Genomic DNA, 17074 nt, shown 5'->3' with positions numbered 1-17074 from the left:
CGAAGCCTGGGTCTTCATCGCCCACATCCGCCTGCTCACGCGTCGCCTCGCAAGACCTTGAAATTGCACCAGTCGTTTTGATTCAGACACTTAGGCTTTTGGCGCGCTCGAAGTATTCCCATAACACCAGCCGTTCCTCGAGCCGATATTATCCTGTTGCTGCTCGCTCGTCACTGGCCTAGCGTCGGCCCTCGGCATAGCCGTGGGAAGACAAGTCGCGGGCAAAAAAATGCGGAAAGCAGTCGTCTCTCTGGGGGTGCTGACAGTTCTAGCCGCGGGGGCGATTGGCGGGTTGCTGATCACGTCAACCGCAGTTCTCTACCACGACGAAAAGGATCCAACGGACGGGTTCATCTGCCATTATTTCACGGGCGTAGGGACGTTCACGACGCCAAGCTATGCGGTGACTGGCTGCCCGCAGTTTATCAGAATTGGGTTCTAGGCGGGCTCTAGTCCCTCGTTCGAATGCTGCTATTGCATTAGCTCCCGCGCACTTTGCACCGATGTCGACGCGTCGGGTCTAAAAGGGGAACTCCATGGACACACTCGTGACGACGGCCCGGCAGTTTTGCCAAGGCGATCCAGGCGCTGCCATGGTCGAATATTCGATCCTCGTCGGCATCATTGCCGTAGCAGCGATACTTGCGATCCTGGCGATCGGTGGCTGGGTCACCGGGCGTTTTACCGGCCTGTGCGCCGCGCCCGCGCTCTCACTGCCTGAGAAGGGTCGGAGTTCGTTGCGCCGGCCCGTTTACGAAATTCTGTACGAACGACACCGCCACCCAGATTTCGAAGCCCGCTGTGGAGGTGGCCTGTACGCTATAGGAGTTTGTTGCATTAGGGCCAGTTGCATGGCCGCAACCTTGCGGATGTTGCCAGCCACTCGACTGGCCTTCGGCATCCAGTGTCAAGCCAGAGCACGACACTGTTAGTTGACGGCCAACGCCGTTGGCGCTGCGATGACAGCCTCCGCTAGCGGCTAGGGTGCTTATGGTGGGATCGGGCGCGTTGAAGCGCCTATTCTGATTCTTTCGCCTCTTCCTTTTTCAGGATCGGCGTCTCGGCAATTGTCGGCGTGTTCGCGACGCTTGCGACCTTGGTTTGAGGATCTACGCTTGCCGTCTTGGTTTGCTGATCTACGGAAGCCGTTGTTTTATTGTGGCCAACACATTCCGCTGCGGCGCCGGACACCGAAAGGCCCAGAGCGGCGACAACTAAGAGAGCGGTCTTCATCCTATGGCTCCTGCTTCGTTGTTGAGGGTACCGGAAAAGATTAACGGCATATCCCACGCTCGAAAAGTCAACTTTTCGTGCCCGCCCCCAACGAAAATAATTGCAATAGGCGGACACGACGTCCCGCGTTTCGGCCTCATCTGGGCGAATTCGGCATGGACAATAAACCGACCCACGCCTTGCAGCACGACTTTCTCGTTCCCAGATGTTACAAAGACTTAATGCGCATCGCTTGAACTATCTCTTGAGAGCGACGCGCTTTGGTGAAACTGCGGATCAGGGATTCTCGACCGTGTCCTCAACGGCGTTCGCTGTCGATTTGACGTCCCTGCCGACGCCGCGAACGGTATTGGCGCAGGCTGAAAGAGCCAAGGCGCAAGCGATAATGGCAATCGGCGCGATACGTAACAGTTTCATGAATGGTGTCTCCCTCAACAAATAGATTTGCCCGACAGCAACGAAGATCGGTTAAACTGGTTCCATGAGCCTCGCGCGAAAACAGCAATTCGATCAAGGCGACAGGCTGCTTGTCATCGCCTGCGGGATGATTGCGCGCGAAGTTCTGGCCGTCAAGGAGCAGCTGGGGCTCGACCATCTCGACCTGACCTGCCTGCCGGCGGAGTTCCATTTCTACCCGGACCGCATCGCGCCCGCCATGGACAAGGCAATCGAAAAGGCCAAGGCGGAAGGCTACAGAAACATCTTCGTCGGCTACGCCGATTGCGGCACCGGCGGCCTGCTCGACCGCGTCTGCGAGAAGCATGGCGTCGAGCGCATGGCCGGGCCGCATTGCTTTGCCTTCTACCAGGGCATGGACGCCTATGCGAAAATCGCCGACGACGACATGATGTCGTTCTACATGACTGATTTCCTGTGCCGGCAGTTCGACGCCTTCTTCATGAAGCCGCTCGGCCTCGACAGGCATCCGGAGCTGATCAAGGACTATTTCGGCAATTATGAAAAGCTGGTCTATATCGCCCAGACCGACGATCCGGAACTCGACAAGGTCGCCGAGAAAGCCGCGAAAATGCTCGGCCTCGCCTACGAGCGCCGCTCGACCGGCTATGGCGACCTGACGGCGGAGCTGGCCAGCGCCGCCGCACACGGCTGACCGTTCGTTCAGGCGGCTCTTTCTTCGGCTGCGAGCGCGGCAAGCACATCGGCAAAGCTCGTCTTGCAGATGAAGCCCAGCCTGTCCCTCGCCCGCGAGGCGTCGTAGACGCGGTCGATCGAGGAAAACATTGTCCAGCCCTTTCGCGCATAGAGCGCCGGAAATTCCGGAAAATAACGCGCGACGACGGACGGGGCGTCGGCGATCAATGCCTCGCAATCAACGGGCCGAAACGGTGTTGGCGCGGAAACGATGAAGATGTCGAAGCCCAGTTGCGGCGCCTTCTCCAGCGCCGCGATATGGGCCTCGGCGGCATCTTCCACGGTCAGCCGGCGGAACAACAGCTCATTGGCCTTGGTGTTGGCGTCCGACTGCTCGATCGCATGCGCCATGTCGTCTGCCTCCGGAAAGAACCGGGCGGTGCGCAGCACGATCACCGGCAGTCCGGATTGGATGTGATAGAGGCGGCAAAGATGTTCAGCCGAAAGCTTGGTGACGCCGTAGATGTTGCGCGGCTCGGGCGACATGTCTTCCGTCAGCCAGGCGGCCTTTCGCGCACCGCCGGTCGAGCCGGCGCGTATGGTTTTCGAGATCATCAGCGAGGTCGTCGATGTGAAGACGAAACGCTGAACGCCTGATACTACTGCCGCGTCGAGCAGGTTGAGCGTGCCGCGCACATTCGTCTCGATGAAATCCTCATTTCGTTGGTGTTCGATGTCAGGCTTATGAAGCGCGCCGCTGTGGACGATCGCCTCGATGCGGTTTTCCCTGAACGTTCGCATGACTAGGTCACGGTCGGCGACCGAGCCGATCACCTGGGTTTGCGCCGACGCGACAGGATCGAGGCCGATGACGTCGTGGCCAAGGGCCCGCAGGCGCGGCGCGAGCGCGCTGCCCAGCCAGCCTGACGATCCCGTAAGCAAGATCCGCATCGGCGAAACCACCATTTTTAAAGCTGATCGCTGTTAAGCATGGATGACAGGCCGCCGCGAACGGGTAAGTTGTATGCCAAACGAGAAAACAGGCTGTTCCAGCAGTCGACCGGGAAACGCACCATGATTGCTCGCCTCTTGATCGCCGCAGGCGTTGTCTGCTTCGCCCTGCCCGCGCTCGCCGATGGCGAGGTGCAGAAATTGATCACGCCCGCCGACAAGGTGCGGCTCGACAAATATGACGAGACACGCAAGGCAGCCCTTGACGAAGCCAAGGCCGGCGACGCCGCCGAGGTCAAGCAGCTCGACGCCGTGCTGGCAAAGCCGCTGGTCTCGTTTTCCGACAAGGACCTGACCGGCCACTGGCAGCACCATCAAGGCCGGCGGGCTGAGCCCGCTCGTCATCTACGGCTGGTTCAAGTGCAAGGTGAGCGACGGTGGTTCGGGCTGGATGCTGGAAAAACTCACCGGCTCGCAGCGCACCAAGGGCCGTTTCTTCGACGACGACGAAAAGCGCGCGATCTATCTCGGCTCTTTCTATGTCAACAACGATCCCGCAAAACCCTATGGCAGCGGCCCGCAAAGCGACCAGGTCGGCTACGCCTTTCGCAACAGCGCCAACGAATGGCGCATCGAGTTCCCGGCGCCCTATTACGAATCGAAGCTCGACATCCTTGAATTCAAGCGCTGAGCCCGCGGCCCTGACACCCAACCCGATCATCAAGATTAACCCGGCGGTCTAGCATCCTACGCGCTAAGACTATGTCTTTACGGGCGACACGTCGCGGCCTGCCTTCGAAACAGTGGTAGACCGGCGTAAAAAACCGGTGTCTGGTAACGAGCGCCGATTTACCGGACAGCGCCCCGGCGATAAACTTGCCTGCATGAGCGAAATCGACCACCGCACAATCATCGCCGGTCTGTCGGCCGCGGATCGTCGCGACCTCACCGCCAAACTGGATAGGCCTGGCATAGTCCGGCTGGCCGTTCACGGCGGGCTGGTTGTCGTGTTGGGAATGCTGATCGCCGCCCGCATTCCGTTCTGGCCGGTTCTCGTGCTGCCGCAGGGGATCCTGATCGTCTTTTTCTTCACGCTGTTGCACGAGACCATCCACGAAACGGCCTTCAGGACGCCGTGGCTCAATCGCGCCATCGCCGTCGTGACCGGCTTCCTGATCCTGCTGCCGCCGGCATGGTTCCGCTATTTCCATTTCGCGCACCATCGCCACACGCACGATCCGGACAATGATCCCGAACTGATGAGCCCGAAACCGGAGACCATTGGCCAGTATCTGCGCTATCTCTCCGGCTTCCCCTATTGGAGCGGCATGGCGCGCGTGATCGTCGTCAACGCCGCCGGCCGCAACCGCGACGTCTTCGTGCCGGAAAAGGGCCGCGACAAGGTGAGTTCGGAAGCACGTTGCTTTCTGATCGCCTATGCGGTGCTGCTGGCGGCCTCCCTTGCCGTGCAGTCGGCGCTGCTGCTGTGGGTCTGGATTGTGCCGGTGCTCGTCGGCCAGCCGTTTTTGCGGGCCTATCTGCTGGCCGAGCACGCGCTCTGCCCGCATGTCGCCAACATGCTCGAAAACACCCGCACCACCTTTACCACACGGCTGGTGCGCTTCGTGGCGTGGAACATGCCGTACCACTCCGAGCACCATTCCTATCCGGCCGTTCCCTTTCACCGTCTGCCGCGTTTCCATCAGATCGTCGCCGAACACCTGCGCACGACCGAGCGAGGCTATATCCGCTTCCACAGGAACCTTGTCGGCAGCTTCGATCGTCGCACCGGCTGATCCAAACCAAGCGAAATATCGAAAACTCTCACCTTTCCTTTTGCGGCCTCCAATTGCGTCGCTTTTGAATGCGCGCGCGTCGTCCCATAACAAGCAGCCCAACAGCGCTTCCGGCAATGCTCCGAACCACTGCATCGGCCCGAAGATCGATCTCCGGAAAGCACGATGCAGCTGAGTCAAAGTGGTAGAGCGTCCTTTGTGCATCCGATTGGACGCACGGCGCTCTACGGGAGTAGGAATTCATGGCCGATCTGATCGTCGTCTACTGGCGCGACATCCCCGCCCAGGTCATCGTCAAGAAAGGCCGGCAGAACGCCAAGCGCGAACTGCCGCTGCGCTTCACCGAGGCGATCGACATGTGTGCGATGCGCACCGGCGCCGGCGGCACCGACGACTACCTGGCCGAATGGCGCAAGGCCGACCCCGTGCCGGTCAGCGACGATCTTGAAGGCGAAGCTGAAAAAGCCTTTCAGGATATCGACGCGAAATACGACCGCGAGCGGCTGGTCGCTCTGGTCAAGGCGGGCGGAAAAGATGTCTGAAACAACCCCGGCGGTTACCCAGGCCACTCTGGTCAAGAAGGCAGCGCCGAAATCCGACTACAAGCCTGCCGACGTATCGCCGCAGCGGCGCGTGCAGCGCTCCTTCGCGGTCAGGCTGTGGTCCGTGCGCCACTCGCGACTGCTCGAATGGTTCTACGCCAGATTCGCCGACATGTTTCTGCTCCTCCATCCGCTGTGGAAGAGCATCGGTTACAGCCGCGTCGAAGGCCCCATCAAATTCGTCGAAAAACGCGTCAAGGGTTTTATGTTCGATTGCCGCATGTGCGGGCAGTGCGTCCTTTCTTCCACCGGCATGTCGTGTCCGATGAATTGCCCCAAGCAATTGCGCAATGGCCCTTGCGGCGGTGTGCGCGCCAACGGCAATTGCGAGGTCGAGCCTGATATGCCGTGCGTCTGGGTCAAGGCCTGGGAAGGTTCGCGCAATATGGTGCATGGCGACAAGATTCTCGACGTGCAGAAGCCGGTCGACCAGTCGCTGCGCGAGACTTCGGCCTGGCTGCGGGTGACAGCACAGGCTGCCGCCGCGCGCGAAGCCTCGCGCAACACTCCCAATCCTGGGGCACCGGCATGATCGGCCGCCAGCCCGACGAGAACCCGGCCGGCATCCATCTGCCGCTCGACCCCCTGCCCGGCCACACCTCACGCGGCCGGCTGGAGCGCGTCCTGAGGCGCGGCGAGTTCGCGGTGACGACCGAGCTCAACCCGCCCGACAGCGCCGATCCGGAGGACGTCTACAACCGCGCCAAAATCTTCGACGGCTGGGTTGACGCCATCAACGCCGTCGACGCGTCGGGTGCCAACTGCCACATGTCGTCGGTCGGCATCTGTGCGCTGCTGACCCGCATGGGCTATGCCCCGATCATGCAGATCGCCTGCCGCGACAGGAACCGCATCGCCATCCAGGGCGATGTGCTAGGCGGGGCGGCGATGGGCGTCGCCAACATGCTGTGCCTGACAGGCGACGGCGTGCAGGCCGGAGACCAGCCCGGTGCCAAGCCGGTGTTCGATCTCGACTGCATGTCACTGCTGGAAACCTGCCGTATCATGCGCGACAACGGCAAGTTCCTGTCCGGCCGAAAGCTGACGACGCCGCCTCAGCTTTTCCTCGGTGCGGCGATCAACCCTTTCGCGCCGCCGATCGATTTCCGCCCCTACCGGCTGGGCAAGAAGATCGCCGCCGGTGCACAGTTCGTGCAGAGCCAGTACTGCTTCGACGTGCCGATGTTCCGCACCTACATGCAGCAGGTCCGCGATCTCGGTTTCACGGAAAAATGCTTTATCCTGTGTGGCGTCGGGCCGCTGGCCTCGGCCAAGACGGCCAAATGGATCCGCTCCAACGTGCCGGGCATTCATATCCCCGATTCGATCGTCAAGCGGCTGGAAGGCGCCCAGGACCAGAAGAAGGAAGGCAAGCAGCTCTGCATCGACATCATCAACGAGGTGAAGGAAATTCCCGGCGTCTCCGGCGTCCATGTGATGGCCTATCGCCAGGAGGAATACGTCGCCGAGATCGTCGATGAATCGGGCGTGCTGAAGGGCCGTCAGCCCTGGAAACGCGAAATCCGCCGCGACGACCAGCTCGTCGCCGACCGGCTCGACCACATATTGCACGACGAGATCACCGAAACGCAGGTCGACATGGTCAAGACCGCGCATTGATGGCGCGGACGGTCACCATTCGCTTGATTGAAATCAGAAACGATATAAAGAAGTCTTTATATCACGAGGGAGAGATTTCATGACCCGGACGATCGTCGCCTCGGCGACACGAGAAATCATCATCGGCTTCGACCAGCCCTTCTGCGTGATTGGTGAGCGCATCAATCCGACCGGGCGCAAGAAGCTCGCGGCCGAGATGATCGCGGGCAATTTCGATACCGTCATCAGGGACGCGCTGGAACAGGCCGCCTGCGGCGCGACTATGCTCGACGTCAATGCAGGCGTCACCTCGGTCAACCCGAACGAGACCGAACCCGGTCTGCTGGTGCAGACGCTGGAGATCGTGCAGGGCCTGGTCGACCTGCCGCTGTCGATCGACAGTTCGGTGACCGCGGCGATCGAGGCGGCGCTCAAAGTCGCCAAGGGCCGTCCGCTGGTCAATTCCGTCACCGGCGAGGAAGAGAAGCTCGAAGCCATCCTGCCGCTGGTCAAGAAATACAATGTTCCGGTGGTTGCCATCTCCAACGACGAGACAGGCATTTCGATGGATCCGGACGTGCGCTTCGCCGTCGCCAAGAAGATCGTCGAGCGCTGCGCCGATTTCGGCATTCCGGCACATGACGTGGTCGTCGACCCGCTGGTCATGCCGATCGGTGCGCTGGGCGACGCCGGCCGCCAGGTCTTTGCCCTCCTGCGCCGGCTGCGTGAAGAGCTCAAGGTCAACACCACCTGCGGCCTTTCCAATATCTCGTTCGGCCTGCCGCACCGCCACGGCATCAACGCCGCCTTCATCCCGATGGTGATCGGCGCTGGCATGACCTCGGCGATCATGAATCCGGTGCGTCCGCAGGAGATGGAAGCAGTGCGCGGCGCCAATGTGCTGAATGGCACCGACGAGAACTGCACCAACTGGATCAGGACCTACAAGGACTACAAGCCGGCCGAGGGCGGCCAGGCGATCGCGGCGCCCACGCAAGTCAATGCGCCGGGCGAAGGCAATGGCAATGGCGGCCGCCGGCGCGGCGGCCGTGAAGCCCGGATGGCCCGAGGATAAGCGCAATCGTGAACTCTCCTGCCAACATCACCGATCCACTCGTGCTGTTCATGCCGTCCGGCAAGCGCGGGCGGTTTCCGGTCGGCACGCCGGTGCTCGATGCCGCACGCCAGCTCGGCGTCTATGTCGAGAGCGTGTGCGGCGGACGCGCCACCTGCGGGCGCTGCCAGATCGAGGTGCAGGAAGGTAACTTCGCCAAACACAAGATCGTCTCTTCCAACGACCACATCTCGCCCAAAGGGGCGAAGGAGGAGCGATACGAACGCGTGCGCGGCCTTCCCGAACGGCGCCGGCTGTCCTGCTCGGCGCAGATCCTCGGCGATCTCGTCGTCGACGTGCCGCAGGATACGGTGATCAACGCACAAACCATTCGCAAGGACGCGGACACCAGGGTCATCGCCCGCGATTCGGCAATCCACATGTGCTATGTCGAGATCGAAGAGCCCGACATGCACAAGCCGCTAGGCGATCTCGATCGCCTGAAGATCGCGCTGATGAAGGACTGGGGGCTCAAGAGCCTCGATTTCGATTTCCATCTGTTGCCGCAGGTGCAAGGCATCTTGCGCAAAGGCAATTGGACCGCGACCGCCGCCATTCACAAGGATGCCGACAGCGAGACCGCGCGGGTCATCTCTTTGTGGCCCGGCCTCAAGAACGAGGCCTACGGGCTTGCCTGCGATATCGGCTCGACCACTATCGCCATGCATCTGGTGTCGCTGCTGTCGGGCCGCGTCGCCGCCTCGTCGGGCACGTCGAACCCGCAGATCCGCTTCGGCGAGGATCTGATGAGCCGCGTTTCCTATGTGATGATGAACCCGGACGGTCGCGAAGGCATGACGGTCGCGGTGCGCGAGGCGATCTCGGGTCTCGTCGATAAGGTTTGCGCGGAAGGCAACGTCCAGCGCAACGACATCCTGGATTCCGTCTTCGTCGGCAATCCGATCATGCACCATCTGTTCCTCGGCATCGATCCCACCGAACTCGGCGGCGCGCCCTTCGCGCTTGCCGTCTCGGGTGCCGTGCACATCAAGGCGTCGGATATCGGCCTGAAGCTCAACCAGGGCGCCAGGCTCTACATGCTGCCTTGCATCGCCGGCCATGTCGGCGCTGATGCGGCCGCGGTGACACTGTCGGAGGGCCCGCACCGCCAGGACGAGATGATGCTGATCGTCGATGTCGGCACCAATGCCGAGATCGTGCTCGGCAATCGCCAGCGCGTGGTGGCGGCCTCCTCGCCCACCGGTCCGGCCTTTGAGGGCGCGGAAATCTCCGGCGGCCAGCGCGCCGCGCCCGGCGCCATCGAGCGCGTCCGCATCGATCCCGACACGCTGGAGCCGAAATACCGCGTCATCGGCTCGGAACTGTGGTCCGACGAGCCCGGCTTCCTCGACAGCGTGCAGGCAACCGGCGTCACCGGTATCTGCGGCTCCGGCATCATCGAGGTGGTCGCCGAAATGTATCTGGCCGGCATCATCTCCGAGGACGGCGTCGTCGACGGCGGGCTTGCCGTCCGCTCGCCGCGGGTCACCGCCAATGGCCGCACCTTCTCCTACGTGCTGAAGGAGGGCGAGCCCAGGATCACCATCACCCAGACCGACGTGCGCGCCATCCAACTCGCCAAGGCAGCGCTCTATGCCGGCACCAAGCTGTTGATGGAAAAGCAGCATACTGATCATGTCGACCGCATCCACTTCGCCGGCGCCTTTGGCTCGTTCATCGATCCGAAATACGCCATGGTGCTGGGACTGATCCCCGACTGCGATCTCGACAAGGTCTCGGCCGTCGGCAACGCCGCCGGTGCCGGCGCGCGCATGGCGCTCTTGAACCGCGGCTATCGCCGCGAGATCGAGGAAACGGTGAGCCGGATCGAGAAGATCGAGACCGCGCTGGAGCCGAAATTCCAGGAGCATTTCGTCTATGCCATGGCGCTGCCGAACAAGATCGACCCGTTCCCGAAATTGTCGGCAGCTGTGAAACTGCCACCGCGCAAGACGGTCAGCGAAGACGGGATTGCCGGCGATGCCGCCCCGCGGCGGCGTTCGCGCGAGGGACACGCGGCGCGGCGCGGCCGGGGATAGTATCCCGCTGCTAAAAGCTGCAGTTCGCCCTCATTCTCGTTTGCATGCAAATGTTTCCGGATCGGCCCAAACTGAAACAAGGCGCTGTTTTCGTGAAATCCACCAGATACATCTGCGGCGCATTTAACCGGCATCGAACGGCAGGCAGGAAATAACTTTCGGCCGCCGCAGCACTCCAAGGGAGATGAAGATGTCGATGTTCGAAAGCCTCGGCCGCTATAGGGCGGCCATCAAGCACGCGCACAGCAGGAACAAGTCCGTCCGGGCCATGAACAGCCTGCCGCCCGAAATTCAGAGGGACATCGGCTGGCCCGTGTCGCCGCGCGAAGACCCGCAGGTCACCCTCTCGGCCCTGCTTCTGGGTTCGGCGCGCTGATGACCTTCGCCGACAAAACCATGCGGCGGCCAACGCGCGGGAGCCTAAACGCGCCCCCGGCGGCAAGCGACCGTTGGCTGCGCGCCGCACTGCTGCCCCGACGCTGAGCATTGCGGCGAGCCACGACCGGATGCTGGCCTTGATTGCCAGCCAGATCACACCGCCGTGTTGAGGCCGCGCAAATCTTGACATTCTGGGCGAAGGCACGATCTTCGATAGCGAGGGGTTCTCTTAGTCGGCTCAGCCGAAGTCCGTGTGTCCGCATGCCAAGTATCAAAAGCCACGTCGTTTCCTTCGTGCTCAGGTATAGCCGCAAGAAAGCCTTCTCCAGCCCGGAAAACCTGCAGCGCTGGATTGCCTATGCGCGCAAGACGGAGAACCATCAGCCGCCCGCATCGCTGCATCAGCGTTTCGAGATCGCGACGCGCAGCGTGGACGGCTTTCCCGTGTACGAGATCGCGCCAAAGACCGGCGAGCGAAAGCGGATTCTCTACCTGCATGGCGGCGCCTATGTCTTTCAAATCACCTCCTATCACTGGGGATTGATCGCCGATATGGCCGACCGGCTGGGCTTCGGCATCACTGTGCCGATCTATCCCATTGCTCCCGAACACGATTTCCACGCCATGTTCGGCATGGTCGGCAAGGTTTACCGTCAGATGCTCGACGAAACGGAAGCGCAGGACATCGTCTTCATGGGCGATTCCGCCGGCGGCAACATGGCCGTGGTGCTGACCATGATGGCGGCGGAAGCCTCCCTGACCTTGCCGTCGCGGCATGTGCTGATTTCGCCCGGCCTCGACGTGTCGCTCGCCAACCCCGAAGTGTTCGAGGCAGAACGCTACGACCCCTGGTTGGGAATTCCTGGCGGGCTGGAGGCGGTCCGGCTCTACAGTGCCGGCATCGATCCCAGCGACTGGCGCATCAGTCCGCTTTACGGGGACCTCTCTGTGTTGCCGAAAACGCTGCTTCTGACCGGTTCGCGCGACATGCTAACCCCCGACAACCTAATCTTCGCGCAAAAGGCCCGTGCCGCCGGCGTAGAGATAGAGGTCGTGCACGAGCCAGGCATGTTCCACGTCTGGCCGCTGATCGACATGCCAGAAGCTCGGCGCGCGCGGGACAGCATCGTGACGTTTTTAACCTGCGACACCGAAAGCTATCACGCCAAAGCCGGCGAATTGGCGCTGCAAAGGACAGATCGCGGCGTCACCGCTCACAACTTGGCTACGCCGTTGCGATCCTGAATCAAAATTTCCCGGTTTCCCTGAACACTTCGAAGGTCGCGCGGATATGGTCGGCGACCGCCTTCACCGGCGCGCTGGCGTCCGGCGCCACGACCATAGCGAGATTGTAGGTGCCGATATCGGGCATGCCGTCCTTCGGGCAAAGCTCGACCATGTCGCTGCCGAGGAACGATTTCGGCAGCGGCGCCACTGCGAGGTCGGACATGATTGCGGCGCGCTGGCCGGCCGTATGCGCGCTCATATAGGCCACGCGATAGTTGCGGCCTTCGCGGCCGAGCGCTTCGAGCGCTCCGGCCCGCCAGGCACAGCCCTCTTCCCACAATGACACCGGAAGCGGTTCGCGCAGATGCGCGCAGCCGCCCTTGGCGCCGGCCCAGACGATCGGTTCGGTGAGCAGCACTTCGGCGCCGAGCGCGCTGGTCTTGTAGGAATTGGTGAGCAGCGTGATGTCGAGCGCCCGGTCGTCCATGCGCCGGCGCAGATTGCTGCTCTGGTCGATGGTCACGTCGACCGCGATCGAAGGATGCGACTGCGCAAAACGCTTCAGGACATGTGGCAGCACGCGCTCGCCATAATCATCCGGCGAGCCGAGCCGCACCACCCCGACGATGTCGGGGATGATGAATTTCGACACCACCTCGCGGTTGATCGATAACAGCCGGCGGGCGTAGCCGAGCAGCATCTCGCCATCCGTGGTCAGCGTCACCGAGCGCGCGTCGCGCGCGAACACCGAGCGGCCGAGAATGTCCTCAAGTTTCTTGATCTGCATGGAGACGGCCGACGGCGTGCGGAAGACGGCATTGGCTGCGGTTGTGAAACTGCCGGTCTCGGCGATTGCCACGAAGGTGCGCAAGACGTCGAGATCGAGCAGCGGCAACGGATGATTGAGTGGGGCGTTCATCGGGATCGTCCTTCAATTTTTCTGATGCAAACTATCATTTCATTTCGTTTGATTGAACATCAATTTGGGAGGATAGTCAACTCCATCGAAGGCAGACGTATCGAAAGCGGCCTTGAAACGCCACGACACGGAACTGCAATCGACACGAAATGAAGCTGAAACAAACCTGAAGTAGCGCTTCGTACGCGGAGCGACCGGAAACCTCCCGGCCCAACATTAAGGAGAATGAAAATGTCCATCCTGTTATCCATCGGCCGCATCGCGACCGAATTCAGCGCGGCTCGCGCCCGCTACCAGACCGAACGCGCCATCCGCTCTCTGCCGATCGAACTGCAGAAGGATATCGGCTGGCCTGAAGCCACCGACACCAAGACCGGCACTCGCTATGGCGTTGGATCCTGGGCTGGCGGAGCAAAATAGATCGTGTGTATTCAAAGCTGACGGCCTGTCGCGCAGATCATGTCCGGCAGGCCTTTTTGTTTGCAGTCAAATGTTTTTGGAGCCATGTCGCCGCAGCATGGCGCATATGAACGGGCTGCATAGCAGCCGGAATTTCCAGCTAACGCCTTGTAAAAAATCGAAAATCTTGGCGGTTGCCCAAATTTGTCGCATTCCGTGTCGCTTTTCATAACAAGTGCTTCGCTTTTGCGATTTAGTTTCCCCTCACGTAAGCCTATATCAGCGCCAGCCAACGAGCTGCCCCACTCCATCAAGCGAAGGCGACCCGTCTGAGCAACCGAATGGAGATGATCATGAAGCTTTTTGCCCGCCTTTTTCCTCGCCGTGAAATGAACCTGACGACCGCGCTCGAGCGCCAGCGCCTTGCCAACACCATGCCGGGCCAGACCGGTGCTATGGCCGCCGCGCGGCTTGGCTTCGTCGCCTGATCTGACAAGCTCGCAAGCGGCGCTCCCTGCTGCTGCTTCGAAGTTGATCACAGCGCCGCTTCGGTTCGCCGAGGCGGCGCGTTTTGTATGTGCCGACCACATGCCGCATATTTCCTCAAACCGGCGGCATGTTGGGACCGTCAACGCATAGCGATTGCCCATTTGCGACCCATGTCGCAAATAAAGTCTTTTTGTTGCCGCCTAGCCGATTGACAGGAAAGGTTTTTCCTGATGTCGCTATGCTGATCGCGACATCCTGTTCGCGCCATTGCAGCGTGAGGGCTACCCTGTGAACGTCGTAAATCATCCGGTCAGACGATCGTTTGTATTCTTCCTTGTCCCCGATTTCACCATGATCGCCTTCGCAACGGCGCTCGATCCGTTGCGCTCGGCCAACCGGATGCTCGGCTACGAGGCGTACCGCTGGCGGCTCGCCAGCATCGACGGCAAGCCGGTGCGCGCCTCGAACGGCGTCGAATGCGCCGTCAATACCTCGCTGGACGACGAACGCAAGAAGATGTCCGGCCCCGAACGGCCGAACATGGCGGTCGTCTGCAGCGGCATCAATGTCGAGCGCTACCAGAACAGATCGGCCTTCGCCTGGCTGCGCGAGGAATACAACCGCGGCGTCGCTATCGGCGGCCTGTGCACTGGCGCACATATACTGGCCGCCGCCGGCCTGTTGTCCAACAAGCGCTGCGCCATTCATTGGGAGAACCTGCCGGGCTTTTCCGAGGCGTTCCCGAAGGCCAATGTCTTTGCCGATCTCTTCGAGATCGACCAGAACATCTACACCTGCGCCGGCGGCACCGCGGCACTCGACATGATGCTGAAGCTGATCGGCGACGATTTCGACGACAATCTCGTCAACCGGGTCTGCGAGCAGGTCTTGACTGACCGCGTACGCAGCCCGACTGATCGCCAGCGCCTGCCGCTGCGCGCTCGCCTTGGCGTACAGAACTCCAAGGTGCTGACCATCATCGAGTTGATGGAGGCGAACCTGTCCGAGCCGCTGTCGCTGATCGAGATCGCCGATCACGTCGACCTGTCGCGCCGTCAGATCGAGCGCCTGTTCCGCACCGAGATGGGACGATCCCCTGCCCGCTACTATCTGGAAATCCGCCTCGACCGGGCCCGGCACTTGCTGATCCAATCATCGATGCCGGTGGTCGAAGTGGCGGTCGCTTGCGGCTTCGTCTCCGCCTCGCATTTCTCCAAATGCTACCGCGAGCTCTATGCGCGCTCGCCGCAGCAGGAGCGCGTCGACCGCAAGCAGTTGCTGGTCGCGTAGACAAGGCAGCACCTGGATGGTGTAGACGCCACCTCCCGGCGAGGAGTGCTCGCCAAGTCCAGAGCGTTCGATGCCCTAGCGGCTGTCGAACATCCAGCTTCGGTCGCGCCACATTTTCTCGCCGACCTGGCAGTCGGTGGCCGGCTTGTCTTGCGCCAGCACCACCGGCGGATCCGCCGCTTCGTCCGCCGCCCATTGCGGTGACGCAGGCCCGGCAAGCTCGAGCACCAGCTTGCGGCGGATCGCCTCAGGAAACTGCGTCCACTCGTTGACCGGGATCATGAACGCGCCGGGCCCACCGATGACGCAGTCGGTGTAGTAGCGGTCGAGATAGTTGACGTCGTAGACGCTGGTGAAGCCGCTCCGGGTCATCAGCGGCAGGCCGTTGATGGTGATGCCTTGCTTGACCAGCTCGTCACGGACCACATCGACGGGAGCACCTTGATTGTTGGGGCCATCGCCTGAAATGTCGATGACGCGCTTGACGCCCTGAAAGCCGCTTTCGGCGAAGAGATCGCTGCCGAATTGCAAGGCGCCGGAAATCGAGGTGCGCCGTGCGCTATTGGGCGCATGGGCGGCGAGCTGTTCGACCACCCGCTCGGCGTCGGCACGATTGGCGATCACCGTCCACGGCACGATGACGTGCTGCCAGGTCGTGCCGGCCCATTCGACATAGATGACGGCAATCTTGCCATAGGCGCCATCGGCTATCGCCTGCAGTACCGTGTCGTGCGTCAGCGCCGCGACATAGCCTTTGCGCTGGATCTCGAGTTCGGCCGGCGACATCGACAGCGAAACGTCGACTGCCAGCACCAGTTCGATATCGACGGGTTCGGCGGCGCGGGAGTCCGGCGCCAGCACGAACATCAGCACCAGCGCGGCGGCGCCTGAGAGGAGATGTCTTGCACGGGCAAAAGCAGACATGTCGCTAGGGTAAGCGAGAATCGCATTGTGGCAAAGGAAAAAGCCGGAACTGCCGGTTTCGGGATGTAACCCTCACGGGATCGGATGATAACTGCCCGGTACTGGTATCATTTATTGATCGGCCATCCGCCCCTGCCCCGCCATTCAATATCATCGGCAGGCTCGGTTGCCGGGCGCGGCGGACTGGGTTTTTTCCTGCCAGTGCCTCGAAACGCTCGCCAATTCGGCTTGAACGACGGCGGAAGCCATAACAGGACACCTGAGACGGCAGCAGAAAGGATGACAGCAAAACGCAAGATCGAGAGGACGACGCCGCAGAAGCCGACGATCCGCGCTGCCCTACCGGTTCCGAAGCGTCTTGTAAGCAAATGCCGCGCGATCGTGCTGCCATCAAGGGGGTAGGCCGGGAGAATGTTCAGAATAAAGAGCGCCACATTCAACAAAGTGCCAACCCAAAGCGTCCACTCCAGAAGACTGATCGACCTTGGAGGGGGCGAATTGAAGAAACTATCCGACTCGACAGTCAGGAACGGTGCCACGATGAAATAATAGGAAGCAACGAAAACTGCCGCCAAAACGATGTTCGCCAATGGGCCCGCAAATGCGATCCATGCCCAACCGCGCGACGAAGCTACGCCTCGCTTGAAATAAACAACCCCGCCAAAGAGATAGAGCTCTATCCTCTCGGTGCTGACGCCTTGCCGGCGCGCGGCCCATACATGCGCTAGTTCATGCAAAAAGACCGACACGAAGAACAGCCCGGCAAAGACCGAGGTATGGAACAGTGCGTCACCCGGACGGATCGACCACTCATGCACAAATGGCAGGACAATCGGGATTGCAAAAGTCCAGCTGATGCGAACGGGGATGTTCCCATTCACCCTGAACACCAGCGCATCGTTCTTCTTGTCCCAGTCAAACCGCCGCAAGTGCGCTACTCCGCCCAATGCGACGCTAAGCGAGAATTGCCCGTTTAAAAAGAGAAAAGCCCGGCTATGAGCCGAACTTTGCATCTACAGTCC

18 protein-coding genes and 1 pseudogene are annotated in these 17074 nt (G+C 61.3%); 12 read left to right on the top strand and 7 right to left on the bottom strand.

What is annotated here, in order from left to right:
* Window positions 1-1017: 1017 nt before the first annotated feature.
* Complete coding sequence (locus tag NKH12_RS16140) at window positions 1018-1233, bottom strand: hypothetical protein (RefSeq protein WP_352954041.1); 216 nt, start codon at window positions 1231-1233, stop codon at window positions 1018-1020.
* Window positions 1234-1509: 276 nt separating this feature from the next.
* A complete protein-coding gene (locus NKH12_RS16135; RefSeq protein WP_254021938.1) occupies window positions 1510-1650 on the bottom strand; it encodes an EncA/B family entericidin in 141 nt (46 codons plus the stop codon).
* A 64-nt stretch (window positions 1651-1714) separates the two neighbouring features.
* Between NKH12_RS16135 and NKH12_RS16130 the strand changes: the two genes are divergently transcribed.
* Window positions 1715-2344 carry a DUF1638 domain-containing protein gene (locus tag NKH12_RS16130; RefSeq protein ID WP_352954040.1) on the top strand — a complete coding sequence of 210 codons (630 nt, stop codon included), beginning with the start codon at window positions 1715-1717 and terminating at the stop codon, window positions 2342-2344.
* 8 nt (window positions 2345-2352) lie between these two features.
* Here NKH12_RS16130 and NKH12_RS16125 read toward each other — a convergent pair whose 3' ends face one another.
* Window positions 2353-3276, bottom strand: a complete 924-nt coding sequence (locus tag NKH12_RS16125) for an NAD-dependent epimerase/dehydratase family protein (protein WP_352954039.1) — start codon at window positions 3274-3276, stop codon at window positions 2353-2355.
* A gap of 123 nt (window positions 3277-3399) precedes the next feature.
* Between NKH12_RS16125 and NKH12_RS16120 the strand changes: the two are divergent.
* From NKH12_RS16120 to NKH12_RS16080, 9 genes and pseudogenes are all read left to right on the top strand, one after another.
* A pseudogene (locus tag NKH12_RS16120) lies at window positions 3400-3967 on the top strand (DUF4893 domain-containing protein).
* A 193-nt stretch (window positions 3968-4160) separates the two neighbouring features.
* The gene (locus NKH12_RS16115) at window positions 4161-5072 is read left to right on the top strand and encodes a fatty acid desaturase (protein WP_352954038.1); all 912 of its coding nucleotides are present in this window, start codon (window positions 4161-4163) and stop codon (window positions 5070-5072) included.
* A gap of 242 nt (window positions 5073-5314) precedes the next feature.
* Window positions 5315-5614 (top strand): virulence factor, encoded by a 300-nt coding sequence (locus NKH12_RS16110; RefSeq protein ID WP_292394166.1) that lies wholly within the window; start codon window positions 5315-5317, stop codon window positions 5612-5614.
* On the top strand, window positions 5607-6206 hold the full coding sequence (locus tag NKH12_RS16105) for a methylenetetrahydrofolate reductase C-terminal domain-containing protein (protein WP_352954037.1): 600 nt from the start codon (window positions 5607-5609) through the stop codon (window positions 6204-6206). The genes NKH12_RS16110 and NKH12_RS16105 overlap by 8 nt, the downstream gene beginning before the upstream one ends.
* Complete coding sequence (locus NKH12_RS16100; protein ID WP_123151815.1) at window positions 6203-7294, top strand: methylenetetrahydrofolate reductase; 1092 nt, start codon at window positions 6203-6205, stop codon at window positions 7292-7294. The genes NKH12_RS16105 and NKH12_RS16100 overlap by 4 nt, the downstream gene beginning before the upstream one ends.
* Window positions 7295-7373: 79 nt before the next feature.
* Window positions 7374-8348: a methyltetrahydrofolate cobalamin methyltransferase gene (locus NKH12_RS16095; protein WP_077383680.1), complete on the top strand. Its 975-nt coding sequence runs from the start codon at window positions 7374-7376 to the stop codon at window positions 8346-8348.
* A gap of 8 nt (window positions 8349-8356) precedes the next feature.
* Window positions 8357-10426 carry an ASKHA domain-containing protein gene (locus tag NKH12_RS16090; protein ID WP_352954036.1) on the top strand — a complete coding sequence of 690 codons (2070 nt, stop codon included), beginning with the start codon at window positions 8357-8359 and terminating at the stop codon, window positions 10424-10426.
* 190 nt (window positions 10427-10616) lie between these two features.
* Entirely contained in the window at window positions 10617-10802 is a 186-nt protein-coding gene (locus NKH12_RS16085) for a hypothetical protein (protein WP_352954035.1), read from the top strand.
* Window positions 10803-11065: 263 nt separating this feature from the next.
* A complete protein-coding gene (locus tag NKH12_RS16080) occupies window positions 11066-12049 on the top strand; it encodes an alpha/beta hydrolase fold domain-containing protein (RefSeq protein ID WP_352954034.1) in 984 nt (327 codons plus the stop codon).
* Window position 12050: 1 nt separating this feature from the next.
* Here the strand turns inward: NKH12_RS16080 and NKH12_RS16075 are convergent, their stop codons facing one another.
* Complete coding sequence (locus tag NKH12_RS16075; protein WP_029351948.1) at window positions 12051-12950, bottom strand: LysR substrate-binding domain-containing protein; 900 nt, start codon at window positions 12948-12950, stop codon at window positions 12051-12053.
* A gap of 231 nt (window positions 12951-13181) precedes the next feature.
* Between NKH12_RS16075 and NKH12_RS16070 the strand changes: the two genes are divergently transcribed.
* Window positions 13182-13370, top strand: coding sequence for a hypothetical protein (locus NKH12_RS16070; RefSeq protein ID WP_352954033.1), 189 nt, complete (start codon window positions 13182-13184; stop codon window positions 13368-13370).
* An 11-nt stretch (window positions 13371-13381) separates the two neighbouring features.
* On the opposite strand, the gene NKH12_RS16065 is transcribed toward NKH12_RS16070, so the two are convergent.
* Window positions 13382-13939, bottom strand: a complete 558-nt coding sequence (locus tag NKH12_RS16065) for a hypothetical protein (RefSeq protein ID WP_352954044.1) — start codon at window positions 13937-13939, stop codon at window positions 13382-13384.
* A gap of 187 nt (window positions 13940-14126) precedes the next feature.
* Between NKH12_RS16065 and NKH12_RS16060 the strand changes: the two genes are divergently transcribed.
* Window positions 14127-15128 carry a GlxA family transcriptional regulator gene (locus tag NKH12_RS16060; RefSeq protein WP_352954032.1) on the top strand — a complete coding sequence of 334 codons (1002 nt, stop codon included), beginning with the start codon at window positions 14127-14129 and terminating at the stop codon, window positions 15126-15128.
* Between the two features lie 75 nt (window positions 15129-15203).
* Here NKH12_RS16060 and NKH12_RS16055 read toward each other — a convergent pair whose 3' ends face one another.
* Window positions 15204-16052 carry a DUF1194 domain-containing protein gene (locus NKH12_RS16055; RefSeq protein ID WP_352954031.1) on the bottom strand — a complete coding sequence of 283 codons (849 nt, stop codon included), beginning with the start codon at window positions 16050-16052 and terminating at the stop codon, window positions 15204-15206.
* 107 nt (window positions 16053-16159) lie between these two features.
* Complete coding sequence (locus NKH12_RS16050; protein ID WP_352954030.1) at window positions 16160-16981, bottom strand: site-2 protease family protein; 822 nt, start codon at window positions 16979-16981, stop codon at window positions 16160-16162.
* Between the last annotated feature and the right edge of the window lie 93 nt (window positions 16982-17074).

This window comes from Mesorhizobium sp. M1322 (genome assembly GCF_040318085.1).
Taxonomy (GTDB): Bacteria; Pseudomonadota; Alphaproteobacteria; order Rhizobiales; family Rhizobiaceae; genus Mesorhizobium.
Note: the sequence above shows the minus strand (reverse complement) of the source record. Positions and strands in the feature narration are given on the sequence as shown.

Excerpts from the sequence above, each read along its gene's own strand:
- NKH12_RS16140 (WP_352954041.1), bottom strand. The coding sequence starts at position 1,233 with ATGAAGACCGCTCTCTTAGTTGTCGCCGCTCTGGGCCTTTCGGTGTCC.
- NKH12_RS16135 (WP_254021938.1), bottom strand. The coding sequence starts at position 1,650 with ATGAAACTGTTACGTATCGCGCCGATTGCCATTATCGCTTGCGCCTTG.
- NKH12_RS16130 (WP_352954040.1), top strand. The coding sequence starts at position 1,715 with ATGAGCCTCGCGCGAAAACAGCAATTCGATCAAGGCGACAGGCTGCTT.
- NKH12_RS16125 (WP_352954039.1), bottom strand. The coding sequence starts at position 3,276 with ATGCGGATCTTGCTTACGGGATCGTCAGGCTGGCTGGGCAGCGCGCTC.
- NKH12_RS16115 (WP_352954038.1), top strand. The coding sequence starts at position 4,161 with ATGAGCGAAATCGACCACCGCACAATCATCGCCGGTCTGTCGGCCGCG.
- NKH12_RS16110 (WP_292394166.1), top strand. The coding sequence starts at position 5,315 with ATGGCCGATCTGATCGTCGTCTACTGGCGCGACATCCCCGCCCAGGTC.
- NKH12_RS16105 (WP_352954037.1), top strand. The coding sequence starts at position 5,607 with ATGTCTGAAACAACCCCGGCGGTTACCCAGGCCACTCTGGTCAAGAAG.
- NKH12_RS16100 (WP_123151815.1), top strand. The coding sequence starts at position 6,203 with ATGATCGGCCGCCAGCCCGACGAGAACCCGGCCGGCATCCATCTGCCG.
- NKH12_RS16095 (WP_077383680.1), top strand. The coding sequence starts at position 7,374 with ATGACCCGGACGATCGTCGCCTCGGCGACACGAGAAATCATCATCGGC.
- NKH12_RS16085 (WP_352954035.1), top strand. The coding sequence starts at position 10,617 with ATGTCGATGTTCGAAAGCCTCGGCCGCTATAGGGCGGCCATCAAGCAC.
- NKH12_RS16080 (WP_352954034.1), top strand. The coding sequence starts at position 11,066 with ATGCCAAGTATCAAAAGCCACGTCGTTTCCTTCGTGCTCAGGTATAGC.
- NKH12_RS16075 (WP_029351948.1), bottom strand. The coding sequence starts at position 12,950 with ATGAACGCCCCACTCAATCATCCGTTGCCGCTGCTCGATCTCGACGTC.
- NKH12_RS16070 (WP_352954033.1), top strand. The coding sequence starts at position 13,182 with ATGTCCATCCTGTTATCCATCGGCCGCATCGCGACCGAATTCAGCGCG.
- NKH12_RS16065 (WP_352954044.1), bottom strand. The coding sequence starts at position 13,939 with ATGTGGTCGGCACATACAAAACGCGCCGCCTCGGCGAACCGAAGCGGC.
- NKH12_RS16055 (WP_352954031.1), bottom strand. The coding sequence starts at position 16,052 with ATGTCTGCTTTTGCCCGTGCAAGACATCTCCTCTCAGGCGCCGCCGCG.